17 protein-coding genes are annotated in these 20581 nt (G+C 74.8%); 7 read left to right on the top strand and 10 right to left on the bottom strand.

Annotated features, from left to right (window positions below; genetic code table 11):
• Positions 1-21 precede the first annotated feature (21 nt).
• A complete protein-coding gene (locus OG470_RS03360; RefSeq protein ID WP_328420638.1) occupies positions 22-336 on the bottom strand; it encodes an MGMT family protein in 315 nt (104 codons plus the stop codon).
• Between the two features lie 13 nt (positions 337-349).
• Between OG470_RS03360 and proB the strand changes: the two genes are divergently transcribed.
• Both proB and OG470_RS03370 read left to right on the top strand, forming a co-directional pair.
• Complete coding sequence (proB, locus tag OG470_RS03365; RefSeq protein ID WP_328420640.1) at positions 350-1507, top strand: glutamate 5-kinase; 1158 nt, start codon at positions 350-352, stop codon at positions 1505-1507.
• 29 nt (positions 1508-1536) lie between these two features.
• The gene (locus tag OG470_RS03370) at positions 1537-2778 is read left to right on the top strand and encodes a glutamate-5-semialdehyde dehydrogenase (protein ID WP_328420642.1); all 1242 of its coding nucleotides are present in this window, start codon (positions 1537-1539) and stop codon (positions 2776-2778) included.
• A gap of 16 nt (positions 2779-2794) precedes the next feature.
• Here the strand turns inward: OG470_RS03370 and OG470_RS03375 are convergent, their stop codons facing one another.
• The 6 genes from OG470_RS03375 to OG470_RS37150 all read right to left on the bottom strand — a co-directional run bounded on the left by OG470_RS03375 (position 2795) and on the right by OG470_RS37150 (position 10307).
• Complete coding sequence (locus tag OG470_RS03375; protein ID WP_328426111.1) at positions 2795-3682, bottom strand: prenyltransferase/squalene oxidase repeat-containing protein; 888 nt, start codon at positions 3680-3682, stop codon at positions 2795-2797.
• 127 nt (positions 3683-3809) lie between these two features.
• Complete coding sequence (gene moeZ / locus OG470_RS03380; RefSeq protein WP_386987895.1) at positions 3810-4991, bottom strand: adenylyltransferase/sulfurtransferase MoeZ; 1182 nt, start codon at positions 4989-4991, stop codon at positions 3810-3812.
• Positions 4992-5113: 122 nt separating this feature from the next.
• On the bottom strand, positions 5114-5854 hold the full coding sequence (locus OG470_RS03385; protein WP_328420644.1) for a DUF3152 domain-containing protein: 741 nt from the start codon (positions 5852-5854) through the stop codon (positions 5114-5116).
• 186 nt (positions 5855-6040) lie between these two features.
• Complete coding sequence (locus OG470_RS03390; RefSeq protein ID WP_328420646.1) at positions 6041-6904, bottom strand: DUF3152 domain-containing protein; 864 nt, start codon at positions 6902-6904, stop codon at positions 6041-6043.
• A 5-nt stretch (positions 6905-6909) separates the two neighbouring features.
• Positions 6910-7884, bottom strand: a complete 975-nt coding sequence (locus OG470_RS03395; RefSeq protein ID WP_328420648.1) for an alpha/beta fold hydrolase — start codon at positions 7882-7884, stop codon at positions 6910-6912.
• A gap of 23 nt (positions 7885-7907) precedes the next feature.
• Complete coding sequence (locus OG470_RS37150) at positions 7908-10307, bottom strand: hypothetical protein (protein ID WP_442931175.1); 2400 nt, start codon at positions 10305-10307, stop codon at positions 7908-7910.
• A gap of 1541 nt (positions 10308-11848) precedes the next feature.
• Between OG470_RS37150 and OG470_RS03405 the strand changes: the two genes are divergently transcribed.
• Both OG470_RS03405 and OG470_RS03410 read left to right on the top strand, forming a co-directional pair.
• Positions 11849-12487 (top strand): TetR/AcrR family transcriptional regulator, encoded by a 639-nt coding sequence (locus OG470_RS03405; RefSeq protein ID WP_328420650.1) that lies wholly within the window; start codon positions 11849-11851, stop codon positions 12485-12487.
• A gap of 64 nt (positions 12488-12551) precedes the next feature.
• Complete coding sequence (locus OG470_RS03410; RefSeq protein WP_030329796.1) at positions 12552-12779, top strand: DUF3107 domain-containing protein; 228 nt, start codon at positions 12552-12554, stop codon at positions 12777-12779.
• Positions 12780-12854: 75 nt separating this feature from the next.
• Here the strand turns inward: OG470_RS03410 and OG470_RS03415 are convergent, their stop codons facing one another.
• The gene (locus OG470_RS03415) at positions 12855-13505 is read right to left on the bottom strand and encodes a ferritin-like fold-containing protein (protein WP_328420655.1); all 651 of its coding nucleotides are present in this window, start codon (positions 13503-13505) and stop codon (positions 12855-12857) included.
• Positions 13506-13823: 318 nt separating this feature from the next.
• On the opposite strand from OG470_RS03415, the gene OG470_RS03420 reads away from it, so the two are divergent.
• From OG470_RS03420 to OG470_RS03430, 3 genes are all read left to right on the top strand, one after another.
• On the top strand, positions 13824-15521 hold the full coding sequence (locus tag OG470_RS03420; protein ID WP_328420657.1) for a DEAD/DEAH box helicase: 1698 nt from the start codon (positions 13824-13826) through the stop codon (positions 15519-15521).
• An 86-nt stretch (positions 15522-15607) separates the two neighbouring features.
• A complete protein-coding gene (locus OG470_RS03425) occupies positions 15608-16768 on the top strand; it encodes a class I SAM-dependent methyltransferase (RefSeq protein WP_328420659.1) in 1161 nt (386 codons plus the stop codon).
• Between the two features lie 162 nt (positions 16769-16930).
• A complete protein-coding gene (locus OG470_RS03430) occupies positions 16931-17347 on the top strand; it encodes a helix-turn-helix domain-containing protein (protein ID WP_328420661.1) in 417 nt (138 codons plus the stop codon).
• Positions 17348-17363: 16 nt separating this feature from the next.
• Here OG470_RS03430 and OG470_RS03435 read toward each other — a convergent pair whose 3' ends face one another.
• Both OG470_RS03435 and OG470_RS03440 read right to left on the bottom strand, forming a co-directional pair.
• Positions 17364-18296: a hypothetical protein gene (locus tag OG470_RS03435; protein ID WP_328420663.1), complete on the bottom strand. Its 933-nt coding sequence runs from the start codon at positions 18294-18296 to the stop codon at positions 17364-17366.
• Between the two features lie 161 nt (positions 18297-18457).
• A complete protein-coding gene (locus OG470_RS03440) occupies positions 18458-20581 on the bottom strand; it encodes a RecQ family ATP-dependent DNA helicase (protein ID WP_328420665.1) in 2124 nt (707 codons plus the stop codon).

Below are 20581 nucleotides of genomic sequence, written 5' to 3' on the forward strand. Positions count from 1 at the left end.
TTACTCACGTTATGGCGCCGGTCACATCCCCTCATCCGGCGACCAACCCGCGGCCCGGATGTCCACGCCCTCGCCGCGCAGCGGCGCCCCCTCGGCGCGCAGCCGGGCCCGCGCCTCCCGCTCGTGCCCCGGGGGCAGCCGACCGGCGGAGGTGACCACCCGGTGCCAGGGCACCGAGCCGCCGTGCCGAGCCATGATGCTGCCCACCAGCCGGGCCGACGCGCGGCCGGAGCGCTCGGCGAGCGCGTCGGCCACCGCGCCGTACGACATCACCCGCCCGGGCGGGATCCGCTCGACCAGGTCCAGCACCGCCTCGACGTACTCGTCCGGAGTCACAGTCCGCCACGATATGGGAACGCGACCGGGCCGCGCCGCACCGACCACGCAGAATGGGCGGGTGCGCGACGCAGTCACGGCGGCCCGACGGGTCGTCGTCAAGATCGGATCCTCCTCGTTGACCACCGCCAGCGGCGGGCTGGCCGACGAGCGGGTCGACGCGCTGGTCGACGCTCTCGGCAGGCTCGCCGCCGAGGGGCGCGAGGTGGTGCTGGTCTCCTCGGGCGCCATCGCCGCCGGCCTGTCCCCGCTCGGGCTGGCCCGACGCCCACGCGACCTGGCCACCCAGCAGGCCGCCGCCAGCGTCGGGCAGGGCCTGCTGATCGGCCGGTACGCGGCCAGCTTCGCCCGGCACCGGCTGACCGTCGGGCAGGTGCTGCTCACCGTCGACGACGTGACCCGACGGGCGCACTACCGCAACGCGTACCGCACCCTGCGCAAGCTGCTCGACCTGCGCGCGGTGCCGATCGTCAACGAGAACGACACGGTGGCCACCGACGAGATCCGGTTCGGTGACAACGACCGGCTGGCCGCGCTGGTGGCCGCGCTGGTGCACGCCGATCTGCTGCTGCTCCTCTCCGACGTGGACGCACTCTGGACCGGCGATCCGGCCCGCCCGCACTCGACGCGGATCGCGGAGGTCCGCGACGAGGCCGACCTCGCCGGGGTCGCCATCGGCAAAGCCGGCCGTTCCGGGGTCGGCACCGGCGGCATGGTGACCAAGGTCGAGGCCGCCCGGATCGCCACCGGCTTCGGCATCCCGGTGGTGCTCACCGCCGCCGACCTGGCCGCCCCGGCGCTGGCCGGCGAGCCGGTCGGCACGCTGTTCCACCCGCAACGGCAGCGCCCGGCGGCCCGGCTGTTCTGGCTCGCCCACGCCACCTCACCACGGGGGCGGCTGCACCTCGACCCGGGCGCGGTTGCCGCCGTCGTCGGGCGGCGCAAGTCGCTGCTGCCGGCCGGCATCACCGCCGTGGACGGGACGTTCACCGCCGGCGACCCGGTCGACCTGGTGGACACCGCCGGCGCGCCGGTCGCCCGAGGGCTGGTCAACTACGACGCGGTGGAGCTGCCCGGGCTGCTCGGTCGCTCCACCTCCGAACTCGCCGCGGCGCTCGGCCCGGCGTACGAACGGGAGGTCGTCCACCGCGACGACCTCGTACTGCTGTGAGCAGCTTGTCATCACGTGAGGAGTGCAGGATGAGCGTCGTCGAGCAGGCCCGACGGGCGCGGGACGCCGCCGCGGAACTGGCCGTGGCGACGCGTACCGCCAAGGACGCGGCGCTGGCCGCGATGGCCGACGCCCTGGTGGCGCGTACCCCGGAGATCCTCGCCGCCAACGAGACGGACCTGGCGGCCGGCCGGGACGCCGGGCTGACCGCGGCCGTGCTGGACCGGCTCGCCCTCGACGCGGGCCGCGTGGCCGGCATCGCCGACGCGCTGCGCCAGATGGCCGCGCTACCCGACCCGGTCGGCGAGGTGGTCCGCGGCTCGACCCTGCCCAACGGCCTGGAACTGCGCCAGATCCGGGTGCCGTTCGGGGTGGTCGGCATCATCTACGAGGCGCGTCCCAACGTGACCGTGGACGCGGCCGGGATCTGCCTCAAGTCCGGCAACGCGGCGCTGCTGCGCGGGTCGTCCTCGGCCGCGCACTCCAACGCGGCGCTGGTCGCGGTGCTGCGTGACGCGGTCGCCGGGGCGGGGCTGCCGGCCGACGCGGTGCAGCTGCTCGACGCCAGCTCCCGCGAGTCGGTCAAGGAGCTGATGCGCGCCCGAGGGCTGGTCGACGTGCTCATCCCGCGCGGCGGCGCGTCACTGATCCGCACCGTGGTCGAGGAGTCGACCGTGCCGGTGATCGAGACCGGGGTGGGCAACTGCCACGTCTACGTGGACGCCGCCGCCGACGTGGCGAAGGCCGTCGCGGTGACGCTGAACGCCAAGACCCAGCGGCTGTCCACCTGCAACACCGCCGAGTCGCTGCTGGTGCACGCGGACGTCGCGGACGCGTTCCTGCCGCCGATGCTGGCCGCGTTCGCCGAGGCCGGCGTGACCGTGCACGGTTCGCCCGAGGTCGCGGGACACTCCGCCGCCGTGGTCCCGGCCACCGAGGAGGACTACGCCACCGAGTACCTCTCCGCGGACATCTCCGTCGCGGTGGTCGACTCGCTGGACGCGGCGGTCGCGCACATCCGGCGCTACGGCACCGGGCACACCGAGGCGATCCTCACCGACTCGGCGAACGCCGCCCGCGAGTTCGTCGCCCGGGTGGACGCGGCGGCGGTCATGGTGAACGCCTCGACGCGGTTCACCGACGGCGGCGAGTTCGGCTTCGGCGCGGAGATCGGCATCTCCACGCAGAAGCTGCACGCCCGCGGCCCGATGGGCCTGCCTGAGCTGACCAGCACCAAGTACGTGGTCACCGGGGACGGGCACCTGCGCTAGCGGTACGGGCCGCGCCTCAGCCGGCCGGCGCCGGCCGGCAGGCCCGGATGGCGGAGAGGGTCGAGTGCACGTCGAACTGGTGCCCGTCGTCGCTCTCCCAGCCGCCGTCGCTGCGCTGGGTCTCGGCCAGCCGGCGAAGCGCCCGCACCATGATCCAGTCCTGCGGGTCGATGCCGACCCGGCGCAGCGTGGCCGCCAGCCAGGCCACGTCCCCCGGTGACATCCCGGGCATCCGCTCGGCGAGCACCACCTGGATCCGCGCCGACTCCTGGAACATGTCCTGCCGGTGCAGCACCGCCGCGCTCAGCCAACCGGCGGCCAGGAAGGACGGCCAACTGCCGTCGGGGCGCAGCCGCTTGGCGAGCGACTGGGCCGCCCCCTGCACCACCCCGGCGTACGCCCCGCCGACCCGGTGATCGAGCGGACCGGCGGCACGGGCGTCCAGGCCGGCGACGGTGAGCCAGAAGCCGGCGTTCGCGGTGAGGAAGAGCCCCGCCTCCGGGTCGCCGGGGCGGGCCCACTCCGGAGCCGACCCGGCCAGCGAGGGGTCCTCCTCCCAGCCCCCGTCGGGCTGCTGCCGGGACGCCAGCCAGTCCAGCGCCCGGCGCGCGGCGGGACGGCCGAGCGCCCCCAGGTCGTCCAGCTCGGCGAGCCGGAAGCAGGTGGCGTCGATCGAGGCCATCTCGCCGCCCCAGGTCGCCGGCCAGCCGCCGTCGGGAGCCGGGGCGACCTCGACCGTCTCCAGCAGCTCGGCGGGCACCGGCGTGCCGTTGCGCAGCCAGGAGAGGCGGGCACGTTCGACCGCATCTCCGTGCGCCACGACGAACCCGATCGCGGCTTCCAAGTCGACCACGGCGGAGACGCTACCTGCGCAGACACGATTCCGCCTCGGGGAATCGGCCAGCCGGGAATGGCTGCGTCGCTCCGCTCGGAGGGCTGCTCGGGGTCACTTGCGTCGATTCGCCAGCGGACGGCGCCGGCCGGGCCACGCCGGAGCCGGGGCGGCGGTGTGCGCCGCCCCGGCCGGCCGGTCAGTACGCGGGCAGCGAGGGGTCGATCTGCTTGATCCAGGAGAGCACGCCGCCCTGCACGTGCACGGCGTCGCGGAACCCGGCCGCCTTGAGCGCGGCGAGCGCCTCCGCGGAGCGGACACCGGACTTGCAGTGCAGCACGATCTGGCGGTCCTGCGGCAGCTGGGCCAGCGCCTCGCCCGAGATGATGTCGCCCTTGGGGATCAGGGTGGCGCCGGGGATCCGGACGATCTCGTACTCGGCCGGCTCCCGGACGTCGACCAGGAAGATGTCCTTGTCGGCGTCCTGCCACTCCTTGAGCTCCAACGCGGTGATGGTCGAGTCGACCACCGCCTCCTGGGCCTCGTCGGAGACCGCGCCGCAGAAGTCCTCGTAGTCCTCCAACAGGTCGGTGACCGTCGGGTTCTCGCCGCAGAGTGCGCAGTTCGGGTCCTTGCGAACCTTGATCTTGCGGTACTCCATCTCCAGGGCGTCGTAGACCATCAGCCGGCCGACCAGCGGCTCACCGATGCCGGTGAGCAGCTTGATCGCCTCGTTCACCTGGATCGAGCCGATCGACGCGCAGAGCACACCGAGCACGCCGCCCTCGGCGCAGGACGGGACCATGCCGGGCGGCGGCGGCTCCGGGTAGAGGCACCGGTAGCAGGGGCCGTGCTCGGCCCAGAACACCGACGCCTGGCCGTCGAAGCGGTAGATCGAGCCCCAGACGTACGGCTTGCCGAGCAGCACCGCCGCGTCGTTGACCATGTACCGGGTGGCGAAGTTGTCGGTGCCGTCGACGATCAGGTCGTACTGGGCGAAGATCTCGCGGACGTTCTCCCGGTCCAGCGCAGTGTTGTGGATCTCCACGTTGACCAGCGGGTTGATCTCGCGGATCGAGGCGGCGGCGGACTCGGCCTTGGACCGGCCGACGTCGGACACGCCGTGGATGATCTGGCGCTGGAGGTTGGACTCGTCGACGGTGTCGAAGTCGATGATGCCGAGCGTGCCGACCCCGGCCGCGGCGAGATACATCAGGGCGGGCGAGCCGAGGCCACCGGCGCCGACACAGAGCACCCGGGCGTTCTTCAACCGCTTCTGCCCGGTCACCCCGACGTCCGGGATGATCAGGTGGCGGGAGTAGCGGCGGATCTCGTCAACGGTCAGCTCGGCGGCGGGCTCGACGAGCGGGGGCAACGACACGGTGGACTCCCCGGGATCGGCGGTGTGAACCGCGCCATTGTTGCTCGCCGGGGCCCCGCTCGGCCATGAGGGAGGACACGTGGCCCGCAATGCGGGAGGGGAATAACCGACGGACCCATCGATCAGGGGACGAGGTCCCCCGCGTACCGACGGCCGTCGAGGTAGGGCCAGGCGTTGGCGACGCAGCCCTCCAGGCCGTACGTCTGCTGCTGCATCACCGGCGCCGGCTGGCCGGGGCCCGGGCAGGCCTCGTGCTCCTCACCGAACTCGTGGCCCACCTCGTGGTTGATCACGTAGGTGCGGTACGTCTCCAGCGGCGCGCCGTAGTCGGGGACCGCCTCCATCCAGCGGGCCAGATTGATGATGACCTGGCCGGGGAGCCGGCAGGAGGTGTATCGCTCGGTGGTCAGCCCGCCCTCGGCGCACATCCGCTCGGAGGTGACCGGGGTGGCCAGGTAGATCGTGAAGTCGGCGGCCCCCGCATCGGCCACCCGCTGCACGCGCAGCTCACCGGAGGCGATCCAGCTACGCGGGTCGGTCAGCGCCTCGTCCACCGTGCCGGCGAAGGCGTCGGCGTCCTGGCCGGTGCCGTGCTCGACCACGACCCGGTAACGGCGCAGCGGCCCGTCCTCGCCGTGCACCGGGGTCTCACCGTCGGCCGCGGTGAACCGTCCCGCGCCGACCGACGGGTAACTGGTGGGCGCCGGGTGCGCGCCCGCTCCCCCGCCGTGACCCACCCGGCCCTGGGTGGCGGCGGGCGCCTCGGCTGGCGGTTCGCCGCCCCACGTCAGCGTCACTCCGGCGCCGACGGCGAGCACGACCACCAGACCGAGCAGCAGACTGCGGCGGCGTCGCCGGCGCATCCGGAACAGCGCAGGCCGCACGCCCGACGCCCGGTATGCGGGTCGGCCGGGCGATTCGGGCGGGCCGTAAGGGGACGACGGCGTCATGACGTCCAGCTTGCCAGATTAATCGGGCATTTCTCCGCTTTCACCGCCAATAACGCAAGACACCTTATAAAGGCGTCGATTGGGTGCCGTGGCAGGCGCTCAGAGCATAGGACCGGCGTAGCGGCGACCGTCCAGGTACGGCCACGGATTGACCCGGCACCCGTGCAGGAAGAGGGTCTGCTGCATCATCACCGGCGCTGGCCGACCGGAGCCCGGGCAGCGCTCGTGCCGGTGCCCCAACTGGTGGCCCACCTCGTGGTTGACCACGTACGTCCGGTAGACCGACAGCGGCACACCGGCCTGGACGTAGTGCGGCACGGACAGCCGCCACCGATCCAGATTGATGATCACCCTGCCCGGCGTCCGGCAGGACGTGTACGGCCGGCCGCCGACCCGGATGTCCACCCCACCGTCGGCGCACATCCGGCCCGCCGTACGGGCCGTGGCCAGGTAGACGGTGAAGTCCCGGGGCGAGCCCTCGGGCACCTGCTGCAACCGCAGCCGGCCGCTGTCGACCCAACTGCCCGGCCCGGCGAGCGCGGTCTGGACCGCCTCCCCGAACGCGGCGGCGTCCTCGCCACTGCCCGACTCGACCGCCACCCGATAGCGCCGCAGCTCGCCCGCGCGGCCCAGCACCGGGCCGGCGCGGTCGTCGTAACCGAACCGGCCGGTGCCGGCGGTCGGCACCGCCCCGGACAGGCGCAGCACCGGGGACGGGCTCGGCGGCGCGGCAGGCGACGGGTCGGCCGACGGCCGCAGCGGCGCCGCCAGCAGGGGAGGCGGTGCGGCCGGCGACGGTGTGCGGATCTCCTCAGCGGCCAGCCGCTCGGCGCCGGGGTGCCCGCCCGGCCCTTCGGCGATCACGGAAACCGCCGCGCCGACGGCCAGCACCACGGCCACCAGTTGGGCGATCAACGCGAATCGCCGCTGACGGTGACCGGGGCGGCCGGCGGGGGTGGGCACCCGGTTCAGCCTGCCAGATCAGGCCGCCGGGCGGTCTCCTCCGTTTCGGCGAGCAGGCCGACAACCGCCCGGGCCACCAGTCGGGGGACCTCCAGTTGCGCCACGTGGCCGACGCCGTCGAGCATCAGCAGCCGGCTGTCCGGGATGGTCCGGGCGGTCTGCGGCGCGACCCGCACGTCGACCAGCCGGTCCTGCCGGCCGCCCACCACCAGGGTCGGCGCGCGCACCGCCGCGGCGAGCCGCCACAGCGAGCCCGGCCCCGGCAGGTACGACCGCAGGAAGCTGGAGACCAACCCGCGGAACGTCCGGACGTACGCAGACGCGTAGTGCTCCGCCTCGTAGCGCACCAGGATCTCCTCCAGCGCCTCGGCACGACGCTGCTCGCAGATCCGGCTGAGGTCGGCGACGCAGGCCTCCAGGACCTGCTCAGCCATGACCTCGGGGGCGAGCTGGGTGAGCCGCCAGGCGACCAACCGTTCACCCCCGGGGATGGCCAGCACCGGCAGCATCCGCCCCTGCAACGAACGACGGAAATCCAGGAACGGCAGCGCAGGAGAGATCAGGGTGAGGGTACGGACCAGGTCGGGCTGGAGCCCGGCCACCTGGACCGCGACCGCACCGCCCAGGGAGTTGCCGAACAGGTGCACCGGCCCTCGACCGGAGTGCTCGATCCAGCGGACCACCAGATCGGCGAAGGCCGGAATGGTGTAGCGGCGGCCCGGCTCGCTGCGGCCGAACCCGGGCAGGTCGATGGCCTGGCCGTCCAGCCGGTCGGCGAGCAGCCCGGCCAGGTCGGTCCAGTTCTGCGACGAGCCGCCCAGCCCGTGCACGTACAGCGCCGGCTCCACGCCGACGGCGGTGGCCGGGGTGTCCCGCACGTACGTGACCACGCCGTCGAGGCGGACCTCCCGACCCGGCCACGGCGGCGGGACCCGGTCCTCGGGAAGGAGATGGTCCGGCCAGAGGGTGGCGCGCTTCATCGCTCCAGTCTGCCCTGGACCACTCAGGACAGCAGCGCTTCCAGCCTTCGGTTGACCGCCGCCAGCGTCGCACGGACCACCGCCTGGCGCGGGTCACCGGCGACCAGGGCCGAGCCGGCGAGCTGCTCGACCCAGCCGTCACAGACCAGCAGCACCACCACGGTGGCCACCTCGCAGTTGCCGAACGGCACCACCGCCGCGTGCTCGACGAAGCAGCGCCCCCGCTCGGCGTTCTCGGCGCCACGCAGCAACTCGTCCACGGCGGCGGCCGCAGCGACCGCGCAGAGCCGCAGCACGTAGCCGTCGACCGCCGGCCCGGTGGCGTACCCGGCGGCACTCTCGCCGCCGGCCAGCAGCCGGACCTCCACGTTCGCGTCCAGGCCGAAGGTGCTGACCTGGACATGGTCGATCACCACCCGCGGCCCCGGCGCGCCGCCGGTGTCCAGCGGTCGGGACGGTGCCGACTCCGTCGTGGTCACCTGACCACCGGAGTACGACGTACCGGCCGTCGCCGGACTGCCGGTTGCCGCGCCAGCGGGCGCGGCCGAGACCGAGCCCGGCTCCTCCACCGTGGCGCGACCCCGGTGCGGGGCGCTCGGCCGGCGGCGACGCGAGCCGTCCGCCCCGACCTCCTGCTCAGGGCCTACGGGCGTGGCCTCGACCCGACCACCCGACGGCCGACCGACCGTGGGCGACCCGGTGGGCAGCACCTCGCCGGTACGGAGTTCCGCACCGGCGTCGCGCGGCTCGGCGCTCCGGGGGTCGGCGCTCCGGGGGTCGGCGCTCCGGGGGTCGGCGCTCCGGGGGTCCGGGGTACGCCGCTCGGCGGCCCGGGGCTCGACAGCCCGACGGCGGACCGGCGGGACCGGCGTGGTGGGCGGGCCGGGCAGGTTCTGCGGTGCGGCGGCCAGCCCCATCCGCTCCTGAAGCAGCCGGGCCACCTGTCGGCTCACCTCGGCCGGGTCGGCGCCGTCGGACAGGTCCAGCCGGAGACTGTGCGCGCCGGCCGGGGTTCGGCGCAGCGCCGCGTCGCGTACGCCGGCGACTTCCCGAACGGCGTCCAGGATGGCGTTGACGTCGAACCCCTCGGGGCGCTCCCGCAGCGGTGCGGGTTCGTCGTCGCGGCGTAGGTGGGTGGCGATGCGGGCGAGCTCAGGGGTTTCTGCGGGTGGCTCCACGGCTGGCGGCTCCGGCACGACGGGCACGTCCGGTTCCGCAGGGACGCGCTGCGGCAGCACCGCCAACGTCGGGTCCGGCGACCGACCGTCGTCGGCCGGTTCGGTCGGCGACGCCGGGTCGGGGGCGGATCGGCGAGCCGCGTAGGGAGGGGCGCTCGTCGGGGCGGGCGCGGGTGAGGTCCGGTCGCGGCGCCCGGGCCCGCTCGTGGCAGGGGCGACACCGGTCGAGGTCGGCGGGATGGCTGCTGGTGACGTGCCGGTCGCCGAGGGAGCTGAGCAGGACGGCTCGACCGGGGACGGCAGGGGCGGCTCAGGAGTCTCCGACCGAAGCCGGAACGGTGCGGCCGGCCGGGCTTCGGGCCGGAGCGGGCCGGACGGCTCATCCGCGCCGCTCGCGCGGGGCGTGCTCGCCGACCGACTGACCGGCCAGGAAGGGCGCTCGGTCGGGGTGCCAGCCGGAATGCGTCCCTCGGACCAGTCGGGTCGCTCGGCCCGCGTCGGGGTCGTCGGGGGCTTCGGGGTCGGCGGGGTCGTCGGGGTCGTCGGCGACCCGCCGGCCCAGGAGGGCCGCTCCCTCAGCAGCGCCGGTCCGGCCGGGGCCGGTGGCGCGTCGGCCAGCGCGGGAGGTGGTCCGGCCGGCGCCTCGGGCGGCGCCGGTGGCGGTGCTTCGGTCGGCGCGGGGTCGGCCCAGGACGGCCGCTGGACAGGGGGCGCACTGGTGGGCGCAGGGTCGCCGGCCCGGGCTGGCGGGCCACTGGCCGGGGTCGACCCGCCAGTCGGGGCTGATTCGCCAGTCAAGGACGGGCGCGACGGCCGGGCGCTGGCCGGCGTCGGGTCCGAACCGCCGGCCCAGGACGGCCGGCCGGGCGGCGGGGCACTGGTCGGGGCCGGACCGGCCCAGGACGGCGGGGACGGCGCGCCGCTAGTGGGCGCCGGGTCCGGGCCGCCGGCCCAGGACGGCCGATCGGCGCGTGCGGCACTGCTCGGCGCGGAATCGGCCCGCGAGGGCCGCTCGGCCGGTGGGCCACTGGTCGGAGCGGACCCGCCGGCCCAGGAGGGGCGATCGGCCGGTGGGCCACTGGTCGGAGCGGACCCGCCGGCCCAGGAGGGGCGATCGGCCGGTGGGCCGCTGGTCGGAGCGGACCCGCCGGCCCAGGAGGGGCGATCGGCCGGTGGGCCGCTGATCGGCGTGGGGCCGCCGGCCCAGGAGGGGCGATCGGTGGCGGGCGGCGCAGCCCGCGGCACCGGTGGCCCACTGGTCGGTGTCGGGTTCTCGCCGCCGGCCCGGAGCGACCGATCGGCCGGCGGGGCAGCGGTCGGCGCCGGACCGGCCCAGGACGGGCGGTGCGTCGGCGGCGCGCTGGTCGGCTCGGCTGCCGGCCCGCCCGGCCAGGAAGGCCGGTCCGCCGGGCCGGCCTCGGACGACGAATTCGGGGCTGTGCTGGTAGGGCTCGTCGCAGGGCGTCCGCCCGCCCAGGAGGGGCGATCGGCCGGGCCGCGCTTCGCGACCCGCTCCGGCGACGCCTCGGGCTCAGGTTCGTCTCGGGCGATGTCGCGCCCGCTGGGCGGGTCGACGCGTACGGGCTCGTAGGGGCGGGGTGACTCCACGCGCGCCGGCTCGTACGGCCGGTTGGGCTCGGCGACCAGGCCCGGCGCGGGCTCGTCCCGGGCCGGACGGCCAACCGGCTCGCCATCCTGCCGCGACCAGGGCGGGGCCCAGCCGCTGCCCCAGCTCGGGCGGTTCCAGCTCGGCCCGGACCAGTCCGGCTCGATGGCCGGAGGCTCACCGGCCCGGGGCACGTCCCCGCCGCGGTCGCCCCTGGCGGCGCGACCCGGCTCGGAGTCCTCGGCGTGCCCGGCCCCGTCCGGGGTGCGTCCCGGCTCAGCCGACGCGTCCGGGGTGAGCGGATCCCGCCAGCCGCGCGGCGCGGCCGGCGGTTCGTCGGTGGCCAGCCGCTCGGCGGTGGGCGCGTGGAAGCCGGGCGGGACCTCGAAGCCCGAGGCGGCGGTGCCGACGGGCGGCACCTGGACAGCTGGCGGCGCCGAGGTCGGCAGACCGGGCTCGGCCCAGCGGGCGCCGTGGCCGCCGGCCGGGTCCGCAGTGGAGTACGGGGCGGGGCCGGTGTCGGGCTCGCCGGTCCCCTGCTCCGGCGGCGGTGCGGGGCGCTGGGCGGGCACCACCAGCCGGTCGCCGGCCTGGTCGGGCCGGTCCTCGGCGGTCAACCCGGGCGGCGCGCTCACCGGCGCGGGCCGGCCCGCCGGGGGCTCGGCGCCAGGGTGGCGGACGCCATTGGCCTCGGCACCGGGGTGGCGGACGCCGTTGGCCTCGGTGCCGGCGTGGCGGACGCCGTTGGCGTGGTGGCCGTTGACCCGGGCCGGCGGCTCGAGGGCGTCGGGCAGCCCGGACACAGGTGGCGGCAGGTCGCCATGTCGCGAGGAAGAGGTGCGCCAACCGGACGCGGGGTCGGGCTGCCAACGCGGTGTCTGCTCCTGGGCACCCTCGTGCTCGGCGGCGCGGGACCATCCGCCCGCCGAGGGCGCCCACCCGCTGACGGGACGGCCCGGGTCGTCGTGCTGACCCGCTCCGTCGCCGTGCTCTCCCGGGGTGGGGACTCCGGGTTGCCCTGTTTCACTCACCGCGCGCTCCTTGGTCGCCCTCGCTGAGGCTACCGTGTGGTGACAGTGGCGATAAGTTACAGCGGCGGGCCATTTCCACGACGCGGGTCACGGGCTTCGCCCGGTCTGGGGGGAAAATGCCGGCTCGTACGCAGAACTCGGAGGAACCCATGACCGCTGCGGGCAACGGTGCGCAGACCGCCGGCAGGCCCACCCGCCTGCCTCGTTCCGCGCGCCGCAAGCAGTTGCTGGCGGCGGCGCAGGAGGTTTTCGTCGCGCAGGGCTACCACGCCGCCGCGATGGACGACATCGCCGAGCGGGCCGGGGTCTCCAAGCCGGTGCTCTATCAGCACTTCCCGGGAAAGATGGATCTCTACCTGGCTCTGCTGGACACGCACTGTGACGCCATCGTCGCCAAGGTGCACGACGCGATGCGCGGCACCAACGACAACAAGGAGCGGGTCGGCGCGTCGGTGCGGGCGTACTTCGACTTCGTCGATCACGAGAGCGAGGCGTTCCGGCTCGTCTTCGAGTCGGACCTGCGCAACGACCCAGCGGTGCGGCAACGCGTCGAGCGGGTCGAGCAGGGCTGCATCGCCGCGATCACCGACACCATCATCTCCGACACCGGGGTGAGCCGGGCGCACGCCGAGCTGCTCGCCTCCGGGCTGGTCGGTGCGGCCGAGACGGCGGCGCAGTTCTGGCTGGCCGGCGGCCGGCAGGTGCCGAAGGCCGAGGCCGAGGCGTTGGTGGCCGCGTTGTCCTGGCGGGGCATCGCGAGCTTCCCGCTGCAAGGTGAGTCAGCCTGACCACTGCCCCCGTGATCGGATAGCCTTCGCAGGGCGGTTCTTTCGCCCCAGTTGAGGAGGCACAGTGGAGGTCAAGATCGGCGTGCAGTACGCGCCGCGCGAGCTGGTTCTGGACAGCGCGCAGTCGCCGGCCGAGATCGAGCAGATCGTGACCGACGCCTTCGCCGGCAACGGCGGCACGCTCTCCCTGACCGACGAGAAGGGCCGGCGGGTCATCGTGCCGGTCGAGAAGGTCGCGTACGTCGAGATCGCCGAAGCGTCGCCCCGGGCGGTCGGTTTCACCGTCCGCTGACCGGTCCGGCCGTCGCGGCAGGTCGGCGCTGGCCCACCTGCCGCGGGCCGGCACCGCACCCGGCGGCCCGGGTGGTCAGTTGTTGAGCCCGACGGCGGCCATCCGAGCGGTATGCGCGGCGGTGAGCCGCCGGAACAGCCCCGACACGTCGACCCGGTCGCCCTGCGCGATCAGCGTGGTGAGCGCGGCCCGCTCGGCGGCGACCCGGCCGGCCTGGGACAGCGCCTCGCCGACCAGCCGCCGGGCCCACATGGAGAGCCGGTCGGCCACCCGGGGGTCGGCGGCGACCGCCACCCGGATCTCGGCGGCGGCGAACTCCGCGTACCGGGAGTCGTGCAGCACATCCAGCACCAACTGCCGGTCGGGCTCGTCCAGCGCGTCGGCGATCTCCCGGACGAAGTCGTCGGTGATGGCGTCGCCGACGTACGCCTTGGTCACCACCTCCGCCCAGTCCCGCGGCTCGGTCGAGTCGTGGTACGCCTGCAACGGCCGCAGGTAGGGCGCCATCGCGTCCTCGGGCGGCACGCCCAGCGCGGTGAGTCGGTCGGCGAGCCGGCGGTAGTTGGCGATCTCGGCCGCGGCCATCTCGCTCAGTGCGGCGCGGCGGCGCAGGTCGGGCGCGAGCCGGGCGTCGCCGGCCATCCGTTCGAAGGCGAGCAACTCACCGAAGGCGACCAGGCCCAGCAGGTCGGCGACGGCGGGACCGGGGGTGGTCGGCGCGGACACGAGCGCAGGTTACCGTGCGCGGCCCGGTGGTGTGGCCCGCGCGTGGTACGACCCAGACATCGACCCATCGTGTGACGCAGGTCACATCTGATGCCCCCACGTGGCGGGTGCCCGACGGGGAATCGGGACGGGTGCCTGCCTGTTCAGGTAGCATAGAGCAGTTGCCGTGGGCGCCGATCTGATCGAAGCTCAGCCCGCGGCGCGCGTGCGGCCCGGTCCGGCTCGGCAGTCTGCCCCCGACCGTGTGGCCCGCGTCATACCGACAGCGCCCTGAGGACATGATGGGGCGCACCCACGAGAGGGCACCCCCAAATCCATATGAGCGAGCTGACTCAAGATCTGATGGACGGCCAGGAACTGGCCCCCACCGCCCCGGTTCGACCCGAGGCTCCCACCTTCGCCGCACTCGGCGCCCGCGAAGAGACCGTCGAGGCGCTGGCCGCGGCCGGCATCACCCGCGCCTTCGCCATCCAGGAGTACGCGATCCCGATCGCGCTCCGTGGCGTCGACCTGATCGGCCAGGCGCCCACCGGTACCGGCAAGACCCTCGGCTTCGGCGTACCGCTATTGGAGCGGGTCTTCGCGCCGAACGAGGGCAGCGACGGCGTGCCGCAGGCACTGGTCGTCGTCCCCACCCGTGAGCTGGGCATCCAGGTCGCCAAGGACCTGGCCGCCGCCGGCCGGACGCGGGGCGTCCGGGTGCTGCCGATCTATGGCGGCGTGGCGTACGAGCCGCAGATCGACGCGCTGCGCAAGGGCGTCGAGGTCCTGGTCGGCACCCCCGGCCGGCTGCTCGACCTGGCCAAGCAGAAGCACCTGCGTCTGGACCGCGTACACGCGCTGGTGCTCGACGAGGCCGACCGGATGCTCGACCTGGGCTTCCTCGACGACGTCGAGAAGATCCTGGCGATGCTGCCGGAGGATCGGCAGACCATGCTCTTCTCGGCCACCATGCCGGACCCGATCGTCACCCTGTCCCGGCGCTTCCTGCGCCAGCCGATGACGATCCACGCCGGCCACACCGCCGAGACCGGCCCGTCGCCGCAAACCCAGCAGCTGGTCTACCGCACCCACTCGATGAACAAGGTCGAGATCGTGGCCCGGATCCTCCAGGCCGAGGGGCGCGGGCTGACCATGATCTTCACCCGCACCAAGCGGGCCGCCGACCGGGTCGCCGAGGACCTCGACTTCCGCGGGTTCGCGGTCGCCGCGGTGCACGGTGACCTCGGCCAGGGTGCCCGCGAGCGGGCGCTGCGGGCGTTCCGGGCCGGAAAGATCGACATCCTGGTCGCCACCGACGTGGCAGCCCGCGGGCTGGACGTCACCGGCGTCACCCACGTGATCAACTACGACTGCCCGGAAGACCAGGACACCTACACCCACCGGATCGGCCGCACCGGCCGGGCTGGCGCGACCGGTGTCGCGGTGACCTTCGTCGACTGGGACGACATGCCGCGCTGGCGGATCATCGACAAGACCCTGGGTCTGGAGATGCCGGAGCCGCCGGAGACGTACCACACGTCTCCGCACCTCTACACCGACCTGCACATCTCCACCAGTGTCGCCGGCACCCTGCCCACCGCGGAGCGGACCAGGGCCGGGCTCTCGGCCGAGATCGAGGAGGACCTGGGCGGGACCCGTTCCCGCCGGGGCGACAGCGGTGGCCGGGGCTCCCGACGCGGTGAGAGCCGCAGCGAGGGCAGGAGCGACGGCCGGGGCGAGCGCCGCGGCCGGGGCGATGACCGCCGGGACCGCACCGACGCCGGCACGCCGGCCGCCGAGGCACCCGCGGACGCCGCCGCCGGCGAGGAGGGCACCCGTACCCCGCGCCGCCGGCGTCGCCGCCGGGCCGGCGAGGCGGTCGCGGGCGAGCCGACCGCGGTGATCTCCACCGAGGTGGCTCCGGCCGAGCCAGCCGCCAGCGCCGACGGTGAGCCGTCGAAGCCGCGTCGCCGCCGGCGTCGCCGTGGTGGCGGTTCCGGCGCGGGTACGCCGGCCGAGGCGACCGCGGACTGACCCACAGCCACACCCGACATCCCCCGCACCGCCCCGCGCGGTACGGGGGATGTTCCCTTCCCACCCCACCTTTGGAAGATGGAACGATGCCCGAACCGCTCGACGCCGCCCTCACCGAGGTCCGGGCGCTGCTACTCGACCCCGCGCTGACCCGGGCGGTCGCCGCCGGGCGCCGCCGCGGACGCCGCCCCACGGTGGTCCGGGCCGAGCTGCGGCCGGTGACGCTCAAGGCCGGGCCCCGGCTCCAGATCACCACCTCCGACGGCGCCCGCCCGTACACCCGCAATGTCGCCCCCGGAGCGGAAACGGCCGCGGCGGTCGACGAACTGCTGGCCGAGCCATTCGGCAACTGGCACCTGGAGACGGCCGACGCGACGCTCCAACTGCGGGTGACCAAGTCGGGCGAAGCGCAGGTGCACCGGGCCGCGACGGCGCGGCCGGCGGCGACACCGGGCGGGAACGACCGGGCGAAGGAGTACCTGCTGGACCCCGGGGACGAGATCTTCACCGAGATCGGCGGCTCGGCGGCGAAGCGCCGCCAGGTGGACGCGTTCCTGCGAGCCCTGGCCGCAACCCTGCCCGACGAGCTGACCGGCCCGCTGCGGGTGGTCGACCTGGGCTGCGGCAACGCCTACCTGACCTTTGCCGCGTACCGCTATCTCTCCGGTCGGGGGCTCGACGTCAAGTTGATCGGCGTGGACGTCCGGGAGGACCAGCGGCGGCGCAACACCGAGTTGGCGCAGCGACTGGGCTGGGCCGACCAGGTCACCTTCGTGGCCGGCACGATCGCCGACGCCGTCGTCGACCCCGCACCGGACCTGGTGTTGGCGCTGCACGCCTGCGACACCGCCACCGACGAGGCGCTGGCCCGCGCGGTGCGCTGGGAGGCCCGCTGGGTGCTCGCCGCGCCCTGCTGCCACCACGACCTGGCGAAGCAGCTACGCGCCCACCCCGCCCCGGCCCCGTACGAGCTGCTGACCCGACAGGGCATCCTGCGCGAGCGCTTCGCCGACGTGCTCACCGACGCCCTGCGGGCCGGGCTGCTGCGGGTGCACGGGTACCGGGCCGAGGTGGTGGAGTTCGTGGACTCCCAGCACACGCCGCGCAACCTGCTGATCCGGGCCCGCCGTACCGGCGCCGGGGCCACCGACCCGCAGCGCGCGGAGTACCGCGAGCTGGTGGACCAGTGGCGGGTCACTCCCCGGCTGCAGACCCTGCTGGCCGCCGACGAGCCGCCCTCCGCCTGACGAGGACGGCGCCTCGGCGGTGGTCCGGTTGGTCGCTGCCTGAGACAAGTCCCATCAACGGGACAGTTTGTGCGGTCAGTCAATTGTTTCCGGCGGTGGGCGTACTACCCTCGGAAGGCGCATCGTCCCAGTGCTCCGGCCGGGAGGAGAAGACCCGCGAGGATGGCTTCCGCAGACGTTTCGCCGCAGATGGCGTTCGCCCGCTTCGTCCGGCGAGCCATCGATGACGCTCGCGACGAGCGCGGGTGGACGGTGACCGACCTCGCCTCCCACACGGGTGTGGGCCGCTCCACGGTGTTCCGTTGGCTGGCCGGTGACTGGCAGGACTACCCCGAACTGGCCAAGGTCCGCGGCTTCTGCGCCGCACTGGACCTGCCGGTCGCGGCCGCGTTCCGGGCGCTCGGGCTGCCCGACGCCGGCCCGGCACCCCGCCGGCGTAACGACGAGGGCCCGGTCGAGGCGGACGTCCGGGCGATCCTGGACCGGCTCGCCGACCCCACCGTCCCCGCCGAGGAGAAGCACCACATCCGCGATCTCCTCCGCTACCTGGCCCGCCGCCCCATCCGCCGCGCCGGCTGACCTACCCCGCCGGGGGTCAGGGGACCGTAAGGGTGAACTCGGCGGTGTGGACCTTGGCGGCGACCTGGAAGTCGAGGTAGAGGCGGTAGCGGCCAGGGCCGGGGGCGGTCAGCCAGAACTTCACCTGGCCGTCCACCAACTCCGGCTCCGGGTGCACGTGCAGATAGCCCAGGTCGCCCTCGCGCAGCGCCACCAGGTGCCCGTACGCCCCGAGGTAGCGCTCCAGCGGTGCGGCGCCGCCAGCGGCGTCGACCCGGAAGGTCAGCGGCACCGTCTCCCCGGCCTGCGGGTTGCCCTGGTAGCCGACGGTGAACCCGTCCACCGTCGTCGAGGTGGCTGGCGCCGGCAGCGCACAGGGCTGATACCCGCCGGGCGCGACCAGGTCCGCGCCGAGGGTCACCGCGGTCTGGCCGCCGTCGTCGGCGACCACGGTGAAGTCGGCGTACGCCCGCCAGACGCCGGGCTGCGCGAGGGTCAGCGGCACGGACCAGGTGCCGTCCGGAGCCATGGTCGGGTGCAGATGCTGGTAGCCGGTCAGGTCCCGGCGGACCACGATGAGGTGCAGCGGCTTGTCGTGCACGACGGCGAAGCGGGTGACCGGCCGGCGCTGCGCGTCCCGCACCTGGAACCGGAGCTGCCCCGGGCGACCGGCCAGGAACTCGGTGGCCAGCGGGGCCAGGGTGTACCCGGCCGAGCTGACCGACAGGCCACCCGGCTCGCTGCCCACGCCCTGGTCCGTGCCCGTGGCGCTGCCGTGGTCGTGCGGCTCCGTGCCCGCCGGGTGGGTGTGGTCGGCGGCCAGCGCCGAGCCGCCGGTGGTGGTGGTGGCGCCGTCGGCGTTCATCCGGCCGAGGCCGAAGCCGAGCAGCACCGCGAGCACCAGCCCACCGACCACCAGCGCCAGTCGGAGCGTGCTCCGGTCCGGCGCGGCGGAGATCTGGTCAGGCACCGCCGGCGTCCAACGCGTGGCCGGCCTCGTCGACGGGCTGATCGGTCATGCCGCCCACGGTACCGCCGCACCGGGCCAGGCCCGGCCGACGTCGGGACGGCGTGGCGACGGTCGCAATCCGTCCTGCCCGGGAACTTTTCCGCCGCGAGCGCGCGGCGGGCTCAGCCGGCCACGGCGAGGGCGAGCGGGAGCACGTCCGGCGCGCCGGCCCGGCGTAGGGCGCGGGTCACCATCGTCATCGTCCAGCCCGAGTCGACCAGGTCGTCCAGGAGCAGCACCGGCCCGGCCAGTTCGGCCAGCGCGTCGGCCAACTCGGCCGGCACGGTGAACGCGTCGTGCAGCGCGCGTACCCGCTGGGCGCTGTTGCCGCGCGGCCCGCCGGGGCCGCCCGGACCGGTCCGGGTGACCTCGCCCAACAGCGGCAGCCGGCCCACGGCGGCGACCCGCTCGGCCAGCGAGCCGACCAGCCGGGGCCGCCGACGGGAACCAACCGCGACCACCGCCACCGGGCGGCGAGGCCACGGGTCGTCGCCGTGCGCCCACGCCTTGAGCACCTCCACCACGGCGCCGGCCACGTCGTCGGGCACCAGCGCGTCGGGCGCGTCCGGGCCGACCAGGCCGCGCAGCCGGCCACCCCACCCCAGGTCGGAGAGGCGCCCGACGGCCCGGCCCGGCAGCGCCTGCTCCGTCGGGGGGATCCGGCCCTTCAGGGGTACGCCCACCGCGTCCAGCCCGGTCGGCCAGAGCTTCTTCGGGGCAATCTCCACGCCGGGTCGGCCCAGGAACGTCTGCGCGGCGGTCAGCGCGGCCGTCGACACGTCCGAGGAGAACAGCGGGTCAGCGCACCGGTCACACCGACCGCAGTCGGCTGTCCCGGTATCGTCCAGGCACTCCCGCAGATACCGCATCCGGCAGCCGGACGTGGTCGCGTACTCCCGCATGGCCTGTTGCTCGGCGGTGCGCGCCTCGGCGACGCGCCGCAACCGGGCCTCGTCGTAGACCCAGGGCTCGCCGGTGGCGAGCCAGCCACCGCGCACCCGGCGGACCGCGCCGTCCACGTCGAGCACCTTGAGCATCAGCTCCAACCGGGCCCGACGGAGGTCGACCAGCGGTTCGAGTGCCTGGGTGGAGAGCGGTCGGTCGCTCTGCAGGGCAGCCAGCACGGCCCGGACCTGCTGCTCGGGCGGGAACGCCAGCGAGGCGAAGTAGCGCCAGATCGCGGCGTCCTCGGCACCGGGCAGCAGCAGCACCTCGGCGTGCTCGACGGCCCGGCCGGCGCGGCCGACCTGCTGGTAGTACGCGATCGGCGAGGGTGGCGCGCCGAGGTGGACCACGAAGCCCAGGTCTGGCTTGTCGAAGCCCATGCCGAGCGCGCTCGTGGCGACCAACGCCTTGATCTTGTTGTCCAGGAGGTCCTGCTCGGCGGCCCGCCGGTCGGCGTCGTCGGCCTGCCCGGTGTACGAGGCCACCGGGTAGCCCCGGGTACGCAGGAACTCGGCCGTCTCCCCCGCCGCCGCGACGGTCAGCGTGTAGATGATGCCGGAGCCGGGCAGCTGGTCCAGGTGGTCGGCGAGCCAGGCCAGCCGGTGCGCCGGGGTGGGCAGGTCGAGCACGCCGAGGCGCAGTGACTCGCGGTCCAGCGTGCCGCGCAGGACGAGGGCGTCCCCCAACTGCTCCGCCACGTCCTGGGTGACCCGGGCGTTGGCGGTGGCGGTGGTGGCCAGCACCGGGGTGCGCTCGGGCAGGTTGCCGAGGAACGTGCGGAGCCGCCGGTAGTCCGGCCGGAAGTCGTGCCCCCAGTCGGAGACGCAGTGCGCCTCGTCGACCACCAGCAGCCCGGTGGTCGCGGCCAGCTTTGGCAGCACCCCGTCGCGGAAATCCGGGTTGTTCAGCCGTTCCGGGCTGATCAGCAGCACGTCCACCGCGCCGGCCTGGATCTCCGCGGTGATCTCGTCCCACTCGTCGAGGTTCGCCGAGTTGATCGTGCGAGCCCGGATGCCGGCCCGGGCGGCCGCCTCGACCTGGTTGCGCATCAGCGCCAGCAGCGGCGACACGATCACCGTCGGGCCAGCGGGGCGCTCGCCCTGGCGTAGCAGCGCGGTGGCCACGAAGTAGACCGCCGACTTGCCCCAGCCGGTGCGTTGGACGCAGAGCACCCGGCGCGCGTCGACCACCAGCGCCTCGATGGCCCGCCACTGATCTTCGCGCAGCCGGGCGTGGTCACCGGCCAGCCGGCGCAGCACCGCCTCGGCCCGCTCCCGTACCGCCGCCCGCTCTTCGCTCAC

Source organism: Micromonospora sp. NBC_00389 (assembly GCF_036059255.1).
Lineage (GTDB): Bacteria > Actinomycetota > Actinomycetes > Mycobacteriales > Micromonosporaceae > Micromonospora.